18 protein-coding genes are annotated in these 16,362 nt (G+C 40.5%); 13 read left to right on the top strand and 5 right to left on the bottom strand.

The features are described 5' to 3' along the window. Positions 1-17 precede the first annotated feature (17 nt). Both BLQ57_RS18675 and BLQ57_RS18670 read right to left on the bottom strand, forming a co-directional pair. On the bottom strand, positions 18-1,550 hold the full coding sequence (locus BLQ57_RS18675) for a helicase HerA-like domain-containing protein (RefSeq protein ID WP_087941130.1): 1,533 nt from the start codon (positions 1,548-1,550) through the stop codon (positions 18-20). Between the two features lie 88 nt (positions 1,551-1,638). Further along, entirely contained in the window at positions 1,639-2,046 is a 408-nt protein-coding gene (locus BLQ57_RS18670) for a DUF4332 domain-containing protein (RefSeq protein WP_087941131.1), read from the bottom strand. A 198-nt stretch (positions 2,047-2,244) separates the two neighbouring features. Here BLQ57_RS18670 and BLQ57_RS18665 point away from each other — a divergent pair, with 198 nt between their 5' ends. After that, positions 2,245-2,955, top strand: a complete 711-nt coding sequence (locus BLQ57_RS18665; RefSeq protein ID WP_087941144.1) for an outer membrane protein assembly factor BamD — start codon at positions 2,245-2,247, stop codon at positions 2,953-2,955. A 103-nt stretch (positions 2,956-3,058) separates the two neighbouring features. Here the strand turns inward: BLQ57_RS18665 and BLQ57_RS18660 are convergent, their stop codons facing one another. Continuing rightward, positions 3,059-3,661, bottom strand: coding sequence for a tetratricopeptide repeat protein (locus BLQ57_RS18660; RefSeq protein ID WP_087941132.1), 603 nt, complete (start codon positions 3,659-3,661; stop codon positions 3,059-3,061). Between the two features lie 10 nt (positions 3,662-3,671). Then, the gene (locus tag BLQ57_RS18655; protein WP_087941133.1) at positions 3,672-4,487 is read right to left on the bottom strand and encodes a 2,3,4,5-tetrahydropyridine-2,6-dicarboxylate N-succinyltransferase; all 816 of its coding nucleotides are present in this window, start codon (positions 4,485-4,487) and stop codon (positions 3,672-3,674) included. 228 nt (positions 4,488-4,715) lie between these two features. Here BLQ57_RS18655 and BLQ57_RS18650 point away from each other — a divergent pair, with 228 nt between their 5' ends. The 9 genes from BLQ57_RS18650 (at position 4,716) to BLQ57_RS18610 (ending at position 13,398) form a co-directional block, all read left to right on the top strand. Next, entirely contained in the window at positions 4,716-5,636 is a 921-nt protein-coding gene (locus BLQ57_RS18650) for a glycosyltransferase family protein (protein ID WP_139162810.1), read from the top strand. Between the two features lie 321 nt (positions 5,637-5,957). Next, complete coding sequence (locus BLQ57_RS18645; RefSeq protein WP_087941135.1) at positions 5,958-6,623, top strand: metal-dependent transcriptional regulator; 666 nt, start codon at positions 5,958-5,960, stop codon at positions 6,621-6,623. Between the two features lie 120 nt (positions 6,624-6,743). Beyond that, positions 6,744-7,655: a metal ABC transporter solute-binding protein, Zn/Mn family gene (locus BLQ57_RS18640; RefSeq protein WP_087941145.1), complete on the top strand. Its 912-nt coding sequence runs from the start codon at positions 6,744-6,746 to the stop codon at positions 7,653-7,655. Beyond that, on the top strand, positions 7,652-8,440 hold the full coding sequence (locus tag BLQ57_RS18635; protein ID WP_087941136.1) for a metal ABC transporter ATP-binding protein: 789 nt from the start codon (positions 7,652-7,654) through the stop codon (positions 8,438-8,440). The genes BLQ57_RS18640 and BLQ57_RS18635 overlap by 4 nt, the downstream gene beginning before the upstream one ends. A gap of 2 nt (positions 8,441-8,442) precedes the next feature. Continuing rightward, positions 8,443-9,729 carry a metal ABC transporter permease gene (locus BLQ57_RS18630; RefSeq protein ID WP_087941137.1) on the top strand — a complete coding sequence of 429 codons (1,287 nt, stop codon included), beginning with the start codon at positions 8,443-8,445 and terminating at the stop codon, positions 9,727-9,729. Then, positions 9,722-10,621, top strand: a complete 900-nt coding sequence (locus tag BLQ57_RS18625) for a metal ABC transporter permease (protein ID WP_240507871.1) — start codon at positions 9,722-9,724, stop codon at positions 10,619-10,621. The genes BLQ57_RS18630 and BLQ57_RS18625 overlap by 8 nt, the downstream gene beginning before the upstream one ends. A gap of 11 nt (positions 10,622-10,632) precedes the next feature. Further along, complete coding sequence (locus BLQ57_RS18620; RefSeq protein WP_087941147.1) at positions 10,633-11,088, top strand: thioredoxin family protein; 456 nt, start codon at positions 10,633-10,635, stop codon at positions 11,086-11,088. Then, on the top strand, positions 11,085-12,467 hold the full coding sequence (gene mnmE / locus BLQ57_RS18615) for a tRNA uridine-5-carboxymethylaminomethyl(34) synthesis GTPase MnmE (RefSeq protein ID WP_087941138.1): 1,383 nt from the start codon (positions 11,085-11,087) through the stop codon (positions 12,465-12,467). Before BLQ57_RS18620 ends, mnmE begins: the two co-directional genes overlap by 4 nt. A 154-nt stretch (positions 12,468-12,621) precedes the next feature. Further along, positions 12,622-13,398, top strand: coding sequence for an SDR family oxidoreductase (locus tag BLQ57_RS18610; RefSeq protein ID WP_092824169.1), 777 nt, complete (start codon positions 12,622-12,624; stop codon positions 13,396-13,398). A 27-nt stretch (positions 13,399-13,425) separates the two neighbouring features. Here BLQ57_RS18610 and BLQ57_RS18605 read toward each other — a convergent pair whose 3' ends face one another. Further along, on the bottom strand, positions 13,426-14,157 hold the full coding sequence (locus BLQ57_RS18605) for a hypothetical protein (protein ID WP_087941140.1): 732 nt from the start codon (positions 14,155-14,157) through the stop codon (positions 13,426-13,428). Positions 14,158-14,455: 298 nt separating this feature from the next. Here BLQ57_RS18605 and BLQ57_RS18600 point away from each other — a divergent pair, with 298 nt between their 5' ends. The 3 genes from BLQ57_RS18600 to BLQ57_RS21380 form a co-directional block, all read left to right on the top strand. Then, positions 14,456-15,073, top strand: coding sequence for an NADPH-dependent F420 reductase (locus BLQ57_RS18600; RefSeq protein ID WP_087941141.1), 618 nt, complete (start codon positions 14,456-14,458; stop codon positions 15,071-15,073). 270 nt (positions 15,074-15,343) lie between these two features. After that, entirely contained in the window at positions 15,344-16,018 is a 675-nt protein-coding gene (locus tag BLQ57_RS18595; protein WP_087941142.1) for an ROK family protein, read from the top strand. Between the two features lie 157 nt (positions 16,019-16,175). After that, a partial coding sequence (locus BLQ57_RS21380; protein ID WP_394331279.1) for a transposase occupies positions 16,176-16,362 on the top strand: 187 nt, incomplete at its 3' end.

Genomic DNA, 16,362 nt, shown 5'->3' with positions numbered 1-16,362 from the left:
TATACTTTGAATCAAACTTACCTTTTTCTTGAAAATGAGCCTAAAATACCACGTGTCAGTTCTCTGAAAATCGTTCTTCCTATTTGTCTCACCATCGTATTTTTACTCAATTCTTCGATGAGACTTTGATCCTGAGGGGTTCTTCTTGCTGTTCTGGCAGCGGGCCCTGGAAGGTTGGCTTTTTCTTGTTCGGCTTCTAATTCATCCATTTTTCTATTCAGGATCTCAAATGCACTTTCCCTATCCACATCTTGATTGTATCTAGGCACCAAATCTGAACTTCCTACTAACTGATCAATCTCAGAAGCAGTCAGGATATCCATACGGGTTATGGGAGCCCGCACCAAGGTATGTGCTAAGGGAGTGGGAATACCTTTTTCATTCAAAGCAGTGACCAAAGCCTCTCCTATACCCATGGAAGTCAGCACTTCGGAGGTTTTATAAAATTCAGAAATAGGATAATTCTCAGCTGTTTTGGTAATCGCTTTTCTATCCTTAGCAGTAAATGCCCTCAAAGCATGCTGCACTTTAAGACCCAACTGACCAAGTACCGAATCCGGGACATCCGTCGGTGTCTGTGTACAGAAATAAACCCCCACCCCTTTGGACCGGATCAGCTTGATGATCGCCTCAATTTTTTCCAATAGGTCCTTAGATGCGTTGCCAAAGACCAAATGAGCTTCATCTATAAACAGACAGAGCTTGGGTTTATCTGCATCTCCCTGTTCCGGAAAAGTTTCATAAATCTCCGACAAAATACTTAGCATGAAGGTGGAGAAAAGCTTGGGTTTGCTTTGAATATCGGTCAATCTAATAATAGAGATAACCCCTTTACCATCCTTTGTCCGTACAAAATCATTAACATCAAAGGATTGCTCTCCAAAAAACCGCTCTGCACCCTGCTGCTCCAATTCGATAATTTTTCGCATAATGGTATTCACGGAGGCTGCAGACACCTGTCCAAATTCTTGTTTGATGGCCTCTTTACCCTCATTAGTAATGAACTGTAGCACACGTTTGAGATCTTTGAGATCCAATAGCGGCAGATGATGGGTGTCACAGTAGCGAAAAACCAAGGCTATGACTCCCTGCTGTGTAGAATTCAAATCCAAAATTTGCGAAATCAACACAGGACCAAACTCAGAAACGGTAGCTTTAAGTTTGACTCCTTTTTCTTTAGAAATAGACATCAACTCCACGGGCAAGCCCATAGGGTCATATTCTACCCCTATTTTTGCGGAGCGATTGAGAATAAAATCATTGGCATGACCGGGCTGCGCTAAGCCAGATAAATCTCCCTTGAGATCCATCAAGACAGAAGGAACACCTTTTAAAGACAATTGCTCTGCAATGACTTGAAGTGTTTTGGTTTTCCCCGTTCCTGTTGCTCCAGCTATCAACCCATGCCGATTGAGTGTTTTAAGGGGAATTTTGATGGTAGCACCTGAAAGTGCTTCGCCGTCCAAAATCCCAGTTCCCAAAATGATATGGTCTTTCTTATAAATCTGACCATCAGCTAGATGCTGTATGAATTTTTCTTTTTGACTCATGGTTAAAAATCAATGAAGGGTGAAATTACAAAAAAACCTTAATGCCAACGGCAATAAGGTTTTTCAGCGACTTAGACTTTTCTACTAATCAATGCGTCACTATTGGATCTAAAGCTTTTGCCTGGGAAATAAAATCTTCCACCTTTGAAAGTGCTGGTACTGCTTTGGTTAGTCCTTTTTCCTCCTGGGTTTTAACTAAAGCTGCATGAAGATTTTCGGGATTTCTTGTTCTCAGTTCTTTCACTGTATCGACACCCGCTGCTTTTAGCAGCTCCGCAAACTGACTTGCTACTCCGTTGATTCGGAACAAATCTGCCATATTAACCCAATCCAAAATCCTTCCTTCGTCAATTCCTGATGCAGCTGCAATCGCTTTTCTTCCGGATTTAGAAGCGCCTTTCTCCAAAAGACTCTCAACAGTGCTCACTCCAGCTTCTGCCAGTTTTCCTTTAAAAACTTCTCCAATACCTTCAATGGCCGTGATTGGCTTTCCCATAATTTTTTTGTTTTAGTGTTACTGAAATACTCTGTTCAATTTCCAGATTGAAAATTTAATTTATGAACCTAAAATAAAGACAATTTTTGGCTTCTAAAATGCATTTGGAAAAATCCTGTCAAAACTTTCTTCATAAACTTTAACTTTACAATTGAAAGATATCTGACTTTATTGCGGCATAAAACCCATTCCTCACCTGTGAATTACCGATTTCTTCTTCTCTTTGGATTAATTATAGTCTTGGTTTGTAGTAAATTACAAGCGCAAGCAATTCCCAACCTAGGTCAAACGGACCGTTGGATGAAAGGCGCCTTAGCTGCTATGGAAAGAAACGAATTTGAAACAGCAAATTCCATTTTTAGAAACCTCATCGATTCCGGATTGCCTTTACCCGAGGAAATGCCTTATTATTTTGCAGAAACGCTCTTTCAGTTAAAGCAATACGATAACAGTCAAAATTTTTTAAACAAGTATCTTGAGCTCAGTGGATTTAGAGGAGAAAACTATCAAAGTGCACAAGAGCTTAAAAAGAAACTAGCCCAACCCATAGCAGAAATCAAAGCTTGTGACTTATGCACTATCCAAGGATATCGATACGAAACCTGTGAAAATTGCATGGGTCAACAAAAGATCGAACAATCCTGCAGCTATTGTAGAGCCGTAGGTGTGGTAGGCTGCAGCCGATGTGCAGGTTCTGGAATGATCACCAAACGAAATATCTTTAACATTGTAGAATATTTTGAATGCGAAAGATGCAGTGGGAAAGGACGGCTCACCTGCCCTACCTGTGAAGGTACTAAAGTAGAGACTAGCAACTGTAGAGTATGTGATGGCTCTGGCAAAACCCCTACAGAAGTCGTGTGCGACCATAAAGTCACTGAGCATCAACATGAGGAAGAGAAGCTCTAATTGCTTCCATCTATTGAACCCCAGTCAGAATTAAAAAATATTAATCAAAAAAGCCTGTCAATTCTGTGATTTTGACAGGCTTTTTTGAAAGGTTTTGGTGTAATCAATTGCAGTATTTAGTAAAAGCCTCTGCGGCTCCAGGATATTCTAAACCTTTGGCCAACTGAAAATCCTCACAAGCACTACCCATTCTTTTGATACTTACTTTGAGCATTCCACGACTATAATAGGCTTGACCATACTCCTTATCCAATCTGATGGCATTTCCGTAAGCTTTCAATGCCGCCTCAGTATCTCCCAGAGAATGGTAGGCTCTGCCTTTCATAAAGGAAGCCATAGCAGGTGCGCCTGGTATTTCTTCCGCTCTATTGGCAAATAAGAGAGAGTTGGTATAATTCTCTTTGGTATAATGAATATTCGAAAGACTTAGTAAGATCTGGAAATTATTGGGGTCTGACTCAAGTGCCTTTTCAAAATCACTTAAGGCCAAATCTAATTGACCACTTTCTTCATAAGCTCTACCTCTATTATAGAGCGCAGATACATCATTAGGTTTATACTTTAATTTTTCTGTGTAAGCGCTGATAGCATTTTCATAATCACCTTGATTATAATACACATCACCCTTTTCAGGACCTGAATTAGAACAAGCGAAAATTACTGCACTGAAAAGTACAGCAATTCCCACCCGAATTGAAAATTTCATATAAGTTGGTTTAGACTGCTACATTATTTTCTCTCAGCGCATCATTTAATGAGGTTTTGAGGTCTGTAGAGGCTTTTCGTTGCCCTATAATCAAAGCACATGGCACCTGATAAGTTCCGGCGGCGAATTCCTTTGGTAAGGAGCCTGGAATGACAACGGATCGAGGAGGAACGTAGCCCTTATATTCTACTGGCTCGGCGCCAGTCACATCGATAATTTTAGAGCTAGCTGTGAGCGTCACTCCTGCACCGATTACAGCTTCTTTTCCGATCCTCACTCCTTCTACAATAATAGCACGAGACCCTACAAAAGCTCCATCTTCTACAATAACAGGTGCTGCTTGGACAGGCTCTAAAACTCCACCGATCCCCACACCTCCACTGAGATGCACATTTTTGCCGATCTGAGCACATGAACCGACTGTCGCCCAAGTATCAACCATCGTGCCACTATCCACGAACGCGCCGATGTTGACATAGCTAGGCATCATCACCACGCCACTCGCCAAATGAGCTCCATACCTAGCTATCGCATGGGGTACAACTCTCACTCCTTGCTTAGCATAATTTGTTTTAAGGGCCATTTTATCGTGAAATTCAAAAGGTCCCACCTCTATGGTTTGCATTTTTTGAATAGGGAAATAAAGAATGACAGCTTTCTTCACCCAATCGTTCACTTTCCAAGATCCATCTTCGGCAGGTTCGGCTACCCGAAGGTCTCCCGCATCCAAATCTGCAATCACAGTTTTAATAGCTATTCCAGTTTCCTTTTCTTTTAACAATTCCCGGTTTTCCCAGGCTCTCTCGATGATGGTCTTTAGTTCCATTATTTTGTTTAGTTTCGTTTTATGCATGGTGATAAGGAGAACAAGCCTATAATTTTGATTGCATCAGGCCTGAAACCTATCAGGGATTCCAGGGCTTTTGAAAAGCTCGGTCTTTCGCTGCGTGAAACAAATAAATACAGCCTAAACTTCATAGGCTTTTCCTTAAAATCACCTTTAAATCAAGAGGGAATTCGATTTTTTAGTTCAATCAACGATACAAAATCTCTATTGAAAAGAATTCTCATGCCCTTGCGATTCTTATATACCCTTTTGAAAATCAGACCTCAACTGGTGATTTGCTGTACTTGGGAATATTTACCTATTGCCAAGCTTTTAAAGCCTATTCTAAATTTCAAACTCATCTATGATGTACAGGAAAACTACATCGCCAATCTGAATCTCAACCCTAACCTCTCCACTTGGAGAAAGCAGCTCGCCAAAAGTTTGATCAAAAAGGCGGAAAGGTCCAAAGGCATTGACTATTATTTATTGGCTGAGGCTGTCTATAAGAAAGAAATGCCGCTCAAAAAACCCTATTTGATCTTAGAAAATAAATTTAGAGGAAATGCTCAAAACAAAAACCTGTCCATTCCAATAAAAAAGAAAAATGCTGGATTTCAATTTGTCCTAGGCGGCACCATCACCCCGGCTTTTGGAAGTGAAGAAGCCATCGAATGGTTTAAGGTGATCCAATCCAATTATACAGATAGCGTATTGATTTTGATAGGACATGTTCCTCTTCGTGCTTATCTCAGCTACCTGAGAGAAATAGCAAGCGATAACCCCAATATCATTTTTACACTTTCGGAAGACCCCATTCCTCATTCTGAACTATTAGCGGCTTACGAAAAAGCTGATTTTATTTTGATGCCCTATCAACAAAAAGATGAAATCAAATCCAAAATGCCAACTAAGATTTATGAAGCTGCTGCTTTAAAAAGACCTTTACTTTTCAGTCCTAATCCTAAATGGAAAAAATTCATCTATGCCTATCAAGGTGGCTTTGAAATAGACTTCAAAAAGCTTTCAGGTGCAAGCGAGACTTTTCAACAGGCGCTTATCAAAGACTATTTCATTTCAGATGTTCCTGTGGAAATCTATTGGGAAAGTCAACAAGATGATTTTCTGAATCTTATCGATTCCTTATAAAAAGCCTCCAATTCCTTAGAGTGGATAAGTGTGGAAAAATCCACAACCCCGTTATTTTTTACACCCATTTCACAATACGGAAACTCCCTTTGCTTTACGTTTGAAAACTGAATTTCGTTAGTTCAAGTAATTTTAATGATCCCATTAAATTGATTTACAATGTGATACTATATTTTGTAGTCTAATTTAAATATTTTTTTAGGCAAGTCTAATACAGAAAACACAAATAAATTTGAGTTTTCCACAGTCGATTTAGCCTAAATCAAATATTTATTTAGATATAGCTAAATTATTTTTTACATTTGTCTTATTAAAACCGGGATCATGAATTTGACGACAGCAGAAGAGAATTATTTAAAAGCCATCTACCACCTCTCTGAGGAAGGAAAGAAATCAGTGTCTACCAATGATGTAGCAGCGGAGATGAATACCAAGCCTGCCTCCGTCTCTGATATGCTCAGAAAACTGGGAGAAAAAGAAGTCATCCAATACCGAAAATATTACGGCGTACACATCACAGAAGAAGGAAAAAGAAGAGCTCTTCAAACCATCCGAAAGCACCGGCTTTGGGAAGTTTTCTTGGTTGAGAAGCTCAATTTTGCCTGGGATGAGGTACATGAAGTAGCCGAAGAATTGGAACACATACAGTCTCCCCTACTCATACAGCGACTTGATGCCTTTTTGAATTTTCCCAAATTTGACCCACATGGAGATCCTATACCGGATGAATACGGAGATGTCAGGTCAAGACCAAGAATCCCTCTAAATGAAATGGAAGTGGATCAGTCAGGTCAAATTGTGGCCGTGAAAGATAGTTCAGCTGCTTTCCTAAGATACTTGGATAAAGTGGGTGCCTATATCGGTGCTAGGATCAAGGTACTTGACAAGGTAGAGTTTGATGGCTCTCTAGAGATACTTGTCGATCAGAAGAAAACGCTTTTCATGTCTAAGGATGTGGGTTCAAATATTCTAGTTCTTCAGTCATGAAATCGAGCATGAGTCAAAAGTCACAAAGAGGAATGACCCGATACATCGGGGTCACCATGCGAGATTTTCTCGGATCAAGTTCGGGACAAGTTCTGACCTTTGAAAATCAATTATAGACACGTGAAAAACCTATTATTCATTTTCCTCTTAAGTAGCTTAATCGCCTGTAGGTTTGAGACGGATAGTCTCCGTGAAAAACCACTGATAGTCGCAACCACGAGCATTTTGGCAGATGGTGTGAAAAATCTAGTAGGCGATCAGGCAGAAGTAGTATCCCTGATGCCCGCGGGAGTAGACCCACATCTTTACAAAGCCTCTGTCAGAGATCTAGACCTACTCCAAAAAGCAGACCTTGTGATCTATCATGGTTTGTTTCTAGAGGGTAAAATGACAGAAATATTTGAAAAATTAAACTTCAGTCAATCTATCATCAATAGCTCAGAAAGTATTCCTGAAATCCATTTAATCCGTTCAGGTCCAGAGGCTCATAGTGTCGATCCTCATATTTGGTTTGACGTTAAACTTTGGTCAATAGCCATGCAACATACGGCAGAAAAGATTTCAGAATGGAAACCTGAATGGCGTTCAGCCATTGAACAAAATTCAATGCTTTACCAAATACAACTTGAGGAATTGGATAAGGATATTCGAACGAAAGTCAATGAATTGAAGTCAACTCGTCAGGCTTTGATCACTGCGCACGATGCCTTTGCATATTTTGGGAAAGCTTATGATTTTGAAGTAAAAGGTTTGCAAGGTCTATCTACATTAAGCGAACCTGGAATCCGTGATTTGACAGACTTGGCAGAATTTGTCGCTGAGAGAAAGATAAAAGCTGTATTCGCAGAGCAAACCATTTCCCCGAAAGCCATCGAAGCTTTGGTAGCTGCGGGTAAAAATCAAGGCCACCAATTAGAACTAGCTGGACCACTTTATACAGATAGTCTTGACGAACCCAATTCTCCTGCCGGTACTTATATCGGCATGGTAAGGACTAATCTCAACATCATCTTTGAAAGTTTAAACCCATGATCAAACAAGTAGAAAATCCTGTATTGGAAGTTCACGATCTCACCGTCAGTTATGAGCAGAGTCCTGTCCTCTGGAATGTGGACCTATCCTTGCCCGCCGGTCAATTGATCGGAATACTCGGACCAAATGGTGCCGGCAAATCCACTTTAATCAAAGCCATCATGGGGCTGGTGGATCACAACAGTGGTTTTGTCAAGATTTTCGATAAAAACTTGGAGCAGGTCCGCAGTCAAATCAGCTATGTTCCGCAGCGTGAGTCAGTAGATTGGAATTTTCCTGCCTCAGTCCTCGATGTAGTGATGATGGGTACTTATGGGAAGTTGGGAATTTTCAAGCGGCCCGGAAAAAAAGAAAAAGCACTGTCGCTAGAATGTTTGGAAAAAGTGGGAATGAGCGCCTTTAGCAAAAGGCAAATTTCAGAATTATCAGGTGGGCAGCAGCAGCGTGTGTTTATAGCAAGAGCTTTGGCACAAGAAGCAGACTTGTACTTGATGGATGAGCCTTTTGCAGGAGTAGACATGGCTACAGAGAATGCCATTTTTGAATTGCTGCAGGAAATGACTCAAGCAGGAAAAACAGTCATCGTGGTACATCATGACATTCATTCTGCTATGAAATATTTTGACTGGATGATCATGCTCAATCTTCACCTTGTCGCCTCAGGCCCTAAGGCCGAAGTGGTAACTGAAGAATTACTCCGCAAAACCTATGGCGGAAAACTCAATCTGCTCACCAAGGTCAGCGATGTGATCCGTCAAAAGGATTTTAACCCTCTGAAAAGTTAAAGATGGATCAATTTCTATACTTCTTTACATTTCAAGATGCCTCAATCGCCTTTATCGTAATTGGCATTACGCTATTGGGAATCGGTTCTGCCTATGTGGGCACATTCAGCTTTTTGGACAAAAAAGCCTTGCTCGGAGATGCCATTTCCCATGCCGTACTACCCGGTATTTGTTTGGGTTTTATTTTGGCGGGCGAAAAGAATCCCATCTACATTGTAGGTGGGGCATTTGTCTCTGGAGCCATAGCTACTTTTTTGAGCTCCTGGCTCAAAGAAAACACAAAACTCAGCGAAGACACGATCATAGCTTCTATCCTATCTGTTTTTTTTGGTTTTGGAATCGTGCTTTTGACAGTGATCCAAAAATCAGGTAATCCTGAGATGGCCGGCTTGAACCAATTTATTTTTGGAAATGCAATTGGCATTTTGGAGGAAGACCTCTGGATCTATGGAGGCTTGGCGGTGTTCATCATTTTAGTGTTAAGCCTTTTTCTAAAGGAGTTTAGCCTTTTGGTCTTCAATGCCGAATACGGCAAAGCCATTGGCTATCCGATGGGAAGCATTCGATTGCTTTTTAATGTGCTGATGATTTTATCAGTAGTCATCGGTATTCAGGCGATTGGAGTCGTATTGATGGCTGCCTTATTGATCACCCCGGGAGCCGCGGCTCGTTTTTGGACTGATCGACTTTCTGTTCTACTGGTTCTCGCAGGAATTTTTGCAGTCATCTCAGGAATTATCGGAACCTACATTTCTTATGTGATTCCTCAAATGCCCACCGGTCCTTGGGTGGTGGTCAGCTTATCGGTTCTGGCTTTAATTTCATTTCTCTTCGCTCCCAAGCGGGGATTATTGTACCGTAATTTTGCCCGCAAAAATTATCTCAAAAAGACTCAAAATGAGCACATCTTGAAGAGTCTCTATAAAGCTAGCGAAGAAGGGAAAGAAGGTCTTCTCATAGAAGAAATCTATATGCTTTACCCTGAACAAAAGAAGCAATCCCTTCGCTCTATCAAAAGTTTAGAAAATGATAGTCAACTATTTATAAATCAAAATTTTATAAAATTAACAGAGCAAGGAAGAACAGAGGCTAAACGGGTAGTTCGCCTGCATAGACTATGGGAATCCTATCTGAATGAATACATGAATATTGCTCCTGACCACGTGCATGATTCGGCCGAAAAACTCGAGCATTTGCTGACGCCTGAACTTGAAGAATTACTGGAAAGTCGTTTGAACTATCCTAAGCTAGACCCTCACCAAGAAAACATCCCTAGAGATCATGATTAGTTTTGATTCCAATGCCTTTTTGATCATTACCACCGCTTCACTGATTGCGATATCCTGTGGGCTTTTGGGAGTATTTATGATGCTCCGGAAAATGGCAATGACTGGGGATGCAATATCTCATGCCGTTTTACCGGGAATAGTGATTGGGTTCTTTGTATCCGGAAGCCAAAGAGGAATAGAGGTCATTATTGGCGCCGGACTTTTGGGGATTTTGGCCACGCTGATGATAGACTGGCTTCGGAAAAAAGCAAAAGTACAGCTTGACGCTTCCATAGGAATTACCTTTACCCTCCTTTTTGCCATTGGGATAATTCTCATCAATATTTTAGCCTACAAAGTTGACTTGGATCAGGAATGCGTTCTTTATGGAGAAATCGCCTACCTGCCAATTGACCTGTGGATTACAGGATCGGGTATGAGTATGGGTCCGAGAATTAGCTGGCTTGCTTTGTTAAATTTACTTTTGGTACTGCTATTTATCCGCCTATTATTTAAGGAATTAAAGCTCACTAGTTTTGATGAAAATTTTGGTTTGGCGCTAGGCATCCCCGCTGGTGCGATCAATTTAGCCCTGATGAGTATGGTCTCTTACACCACCGTGAGTTCTTTCGAAGCAGTAGGCGCTATATTGGTAGTTGCACTGCTAGTGGTCCCCCCTGCTATCGCCTTTTTGTGGACCAAAGCCCTCATACCTCTTATTAAACTGACGGTAGTTCTGGGAATCGTAATCTCCATCTTAGGATACTACTTGGCATTTTGGCTGGATTCTTCTATCGCGGGGATGATGGTGACAGTTGCTGGTGTTATTTTTCTAATTTCAGCGGTAGTAAAGAGTAAAAAGTCTAAATTTAGTATTGGAACTCAAAAAACTGAGAAGTCGTTTATTGCTTGATGATACAGGTTATGAAAAAATATTCCCTTTTGATTTCATTGTTCTTATTTGCCCAGATTGGATTAGCTCAGGACAAAATCGAATGGATGAAATTTGAAGATGCCATCGCAGCCAACCAAGTAAATCCCAAGATGCTCCTGGTGGATGTGTACACGGATTGGTGTGGCTGGTGCAAGAAAATGGATAAAGAGACCTTTACCGACCCCAAAGTAATTGCCTACATAAATGAATCATTTTACGCGGTAAAAATGAATGCTGAAGATACAGAGCGTACCTTCGAATTTCAGGGAAAAACATTTAGTGAAGCACAAATGGCAGCAGCTATGCGCGTTCGTTCCTATCCTAACTTTGTGGTAATAGAACCTACTTTACAAAATATCGCTCAATTGCCGGGATATAGAAAACCCGAGCAGTTTATGGAGGGATTAACCGACTTGATAAAAAAAGCCTTTAGATCAAAACCATGAGTTTTAACCTCGCCCAACGCGAAGACACAATCATAGCCCTGGCTACCCCACAAGGAGTCGGGGCTATTGCCGTTATACGCTTATCTGGCAAAGATGCCATTAGAGTTTGTAATGAAGTTTTTTATGGTAAAGACTTGGAAAAACAGGCAAGCCATACCATCCATTTTGGAACGATAAGAAATGGAGAACGTGTCATCGACGAAGTACTAGTCTCCTTATTTGTGGCCCCAAAATCCTTCACCAAGGAAAACGTAGTGGAGATTTCTACCCACGGTTCATCTTATATTATCAATCAAGTCATTCGCTTATTTGTCAAAAAGGGCGTACGCCCTGCCAAACCCGGCGAGTTTACACAGCGGGCTTTCTTAAATGGTCAGTTTGATCTGGCACAAGCCGAAGCCGTAGCAGATTTGATTCATGCCGACTCTGAAGCATCTCACAGCGCAGCCCTCAATCAGATGCGAGGAGGGTTTTCTTCTGAGATTCAAGAATTAAGGGCGCAGCTGATTCATTTTGCTTCAATGATCGAGCTCGAACTCGATTTTGTGGAGGAAGACGTAGAGTTTGCAAGTAGAGAGGATTTGAGAGTATTGGTAGAGAAGCTACTTAGAGTGGTAGAGGAATTAATTCTCAGCTTTGATTTGGGCAATGTAATCAAAAACGGAGTACCCACAGTCATCGCAGGAAAGCCCAATGCCGGAAAGTCTACCCTTCTCAATGCTCTATTGAATGAGGAGAAAGCTATCGTCTCTGATATTGCAGGAACCACTCGAGATTTTATAGAAGATGAAATCAATATCGGCGGAGTGATTTTTCGATTCATCGATACGGCCGGACTTCGGGAGACTACAGATACCATAGAGGCCATAGGGGTCAGTCGTACGCAAGAAAAAATGAAGACTGCTTCCTTGATTCTTTACCTTTTTGACTTGAGTGATACAGACCTCGTGGAGATCAATCGAGACATCAACAAGCTAGAAAATCTGGGAGTCCCTTTCCTAAAAGTAGCTAATAAAACTGATAAGGCTAAGGATAATATTATCAATGAGTTAAAAGAAAATCATCCGGATGTAATTTTTATCTCAGCGGGTCAAAAAGAAAATCTGGAAGGGCTGAAAGTGAAAATTTTGGAGCTGGTAAATCTGGATAAATTCAAGACTGGAAATACGGTGGTCACCAACATCCGGCACTACGATTCATTGACGAGAACCAGAGAGCCTCTACTCGATGTATTGGGGGGATTAGATCAGGAAGTGACCAATGATTTCTTGGCTATGGACATCCGCAGGTCCCTGCATTTCCTCGGTGAAATCACCGGTGAAATCACCACCGATGACTTGTTGGCGAATATCTTTTCGAAGTTTTGTATCGGGAAATAAGCTTCATACCTCAGATTTATTCGACTCTATGAACCCGAAATCAAGCTTATTACCTTAAGTCAACTCCTGAGATAATCCATCTTTTTTGATAATTTGTTTAAATTCAAGCTATTTGAATCAGGTTCCTATTAATGAGTTTTCAACATCTACCCAAATGGATCTAAAATTAACCAATCAACGATTTATCGTCTGCGGGGCTAGCAGCGGTTTTGGTGAGGCAGTGGCGCGACTACTTTTGACTGAAGGCGCCCGTGTAATCTTAGTCGCAAGAAGAGAAGAGCTCCTTCATGATAAATTTGGAGATTTTGAACATCAGTCAGAAATCATAGCTGGTAGTTTGACCTCTGAAAAAACGCTGGACAGAATTTTTAACTCTGTCCAAAATCAGGGTTTTCATGGAGTATTCATTAATGCCGGAGGCCCCTCTACTGGTACTCCCCTTGAAACTAGGATGAGTGATTGGGATGAAGCTTGGCAATCGGTTATGCGTTGGAAAATCGACCTTTCACTAAGGCTAGCTCCACTCCTAGTGAATAATGGATACGGAAGAATCCTCTTTTTAGAAAGTCAATCGGTAAAACAACCTCTTCCTGCACTGACCTTAAGTAATGCCTTTCGTGCAGCAGTTGTCGGCTTTGCCAAAACTCTCGCTTTGGAAATTGCCGCCAAAGGTGTCACCGTAAATGTTTTGGCACCCGGGTCTCATGCTACTCCAGCGATCGAGCGGGTCATTAAAAATAAAAGCAGTCAGGAAAACATTTCCTATGAAGAAGCGAAAATGACTATGGAAAAGAACATCCCGGTTGGACGAATGGGAAAAGGTGAAGAATTGGCTTCCTTGGCCGTTTACCTACTTTCGGAACATAGCAGCTTCATCACCGGACAAACCATCAGTCACGACGGAGGTAGCATTTCGGGAATCTTCGGATAAAATGTAGGACTGTTTGATTAGTCAAAGCTACTCAAATCTGGAAATCAGTGATTTGAGAGGATTCTCACCTTCCCACGAACCTATTGTTTTGTAAGGGATGAAATTTGCAAAGAGCTCCTCACTGTACCAACCTAAACTGCGGGTTTTTTGAATTACCTCGCTATGAAGCTTGGACTGATAGGCGTAGTTTCGCATAGATTCTTGATCCTCCCAAAGGCTAAAAGTCGCTTGCATTAGCCAAGGATACTCTCCTATTCCTATGGAAAATATAGTTCCATCCCTGTCCTCCAAATTTTTACTCACCGAAGGCACATAACTCCAAAATTTTCTTAAAAAACGGAATTTGATTCGAGCACGGGTGATGACTGCAATAGGGCCTGACTGATAGCTTTGTACGGGGTTAAAGGGATTTACACCTGACCATTTCCCATGAGATTTACAGGTGCTCATATAAATGGTCCAAAGCTCTTTGGAACGGGATTCAAATTCGTCAAAGTGATCGGATTCCTCAAAATAGCGAGTGGCTGCCTCTTCAGATTCCCAAACTCCCAAAAGTGCGTAGACGTTAACATTTAGCATTTTTGAAAATCCATTTTTCCCACCGCTCCCCATCAATTTGAAAAATTCCAAGCCATTCACTTTTTTAAACTCTTTGATGGATTTGGACATCTGTCGAAAAATCCAAAATGCATTACTGCCTTCAAATCTGAATAAGGTAAAGGTGATGATTTGATGCTTATTGTTCGTCAATTTTGTCATTAAAAGGTTTTAAAAAGCTTATAGCAAATACTACTTCAGATAACTGATTTTTTCAACTTAAGTTCTGAGGCCTAACAGAACCTGTTCGAGACCCTTAGTTTAAGACTTTAACTTTCAAATTCAAAAAAGAAAGCTTTACGCCTAGTAAAAAGCTGTTTGTTTAGCATCTTGTTTTTTTACCAAATTTTATTTTTTAATTGATCTACAATCCACTATTTTTCAGTAGATTAAATCGATTTTATCGAAGTAAAAATTACCTAAATCATCCAATTCTAGATCTTTCAACCCCATATAATCTATGAAAATAAGTATACTAGGAGGAAGCTCTTTGGCCAAGACCTTGGGTAAAAAGTTTATTGATTCAGGGATTCAAGTTTCATTTGGTGTCCATCCAGAATTTAATGCTGAAGAAACTGAATGGAAGATGCTCAATCGACTTCATCATCGAATTTGTCCTTTTGAATCTTCAATCATTCAAGGCGAAATTATTCTGATCTGCAGTGACCATCATTTGCTCCCTCAAATCTGGGAAGCCTTCAAAAATTCAGATACTGCGAATAAAATCATCATTGACTGCACCAATACGGAATATGAAAGTAAAATCAGTCACTCACCCACAAAAGTACTGAAACGAATAGCCCCTAAGGCTCAACTATTCAAAGCCTTTAATAATTTGGGAGCTGACTACCCTCACTCCGACCCCTTGGGTATCATTAAAGAAGTCTATTTTTGTGGAGATGAAATTCCCGAGAAAAATAGAGTCCGACGATTGATAGAACTGATAGGTTTTAAGGCTATTGATGCGGGAAAATTCCAAAATGCTTCTCTCTTGGAGGCATTTTATCATTTAGGCAAAGAAATCACATCCAACAAAAACCAAGAAAGTCATTTTCATTTTAAACTGATCTCTGTTTGATTCTAGGAAGATATAATCTTCGTTTAAGTTATTAATACATGGTATTTTAATCTGAAATATCTCAATAGGGTCGAGATTTTGGTCTCTTTATTTTCAATCTTTTCTCGATTAAGAATAGAAAAGCCAAAAAACCTAAGTTTTGAGAAAAATCATTTTCTGCTTTCTATCTCTTTAAAATGCGAAGAATGGTACAAGCTTTTTCCTTGAAATTTTATAGTTTCACCATTGAATCTAAAAACAGTATTTCAGCCCGAGTGGCTAGTTGACCGAATGAAAAAATCCAATCAGAAAATCCTTGTCATTGATATCGGTGGTTCCAATGTGAAAATCTTGGCAACAGGACAGCCCGAGCGAATCAAAATTCCTTCTGGAAGTGAATTTACGCCTGACCAATTGATTCCATTAATCGAAGAACATGCTGCAAATTGGGAATATGATGTCATTACCATGGGATATCCCGGAGTGGTCAAGCATAATAAAATCATGAGCGAACCTGTGAATATGGGAAAAGGTTGGACCGATTTTGATTTTGAAGCAGCTTTTGGATGTCCGATTAAAATAATCAATGATGCGGCAATGCAAGCTTTGGGAAGCTTTGAAGGTAAAAAGCTTCTCTTTTTAGGTTTGGGTACCGGACTGGGCACTGCCATGGTCATGAATCGCACCGTACTTCCTATAGAAGGGGGACATTTACCCTACAAGAAAACTACTTTTGAATCCTACATCGGTAAACCCTATTTATTTAATAGTGGACAAAAAAGATGGGAAAAACATGTGAACAAAGCGGTAGAGATTTTTAGAGATGCCTTTCAGCCCGAGGATGTGGTATTGGGTGGTGGTAATTCAAAACTGCTCACTGAAGTACCGGAAGGCTGTCGCTTAGGCACCAACCAAAATGCATTCAAAGGAGGGTTTAGGCTTTGGGAAGAAGACTTTTGGGTATAAAATTTATCTCAAAAAAGAGGCTGTCTCAAAAATAGATAGTTTAAAGGCTAGTCGATTTCTCGGCTAGCCTTTCCTGTTTAACTCAAATGTTGTAATTTGAGGTGTGCAAAAACAAGACTTAAATGTAGGCTTTAAAGACTACAATCCCAACCAGCTAATGTTTCTTCCACCAAGTTTGGAAGAACTTATTCCGTTAAACCATCCCGGACGAACCGTCAACCAGATTATTGACCAGATTGATCTTAGTTCTGTTTATAATCGGTTCTCTGAAAATGGGGCTAGTAGTTACCATCCCAAACTGTTGTTGAAAGTTCTGGTATACGGCTATCTGGAAAACTACTATT

It is taken from the genome of Algoriphagus faecimaris (assembly GCF_900101705.1).
In the GTDB taxonomy this organism is placed as follows: domain Bacteria; phylum Bacteroidota; class Bacteroidia; order Cytophagales; family Cyclobacteriaceae; genus Algoriphagus; species Algoriphagus faecimaris.
The sequence above is the reverse complement of the archived record's forward strand: the minus strand, read 5'-3'. Positions and strand labels throughout refer to the sequence as shown.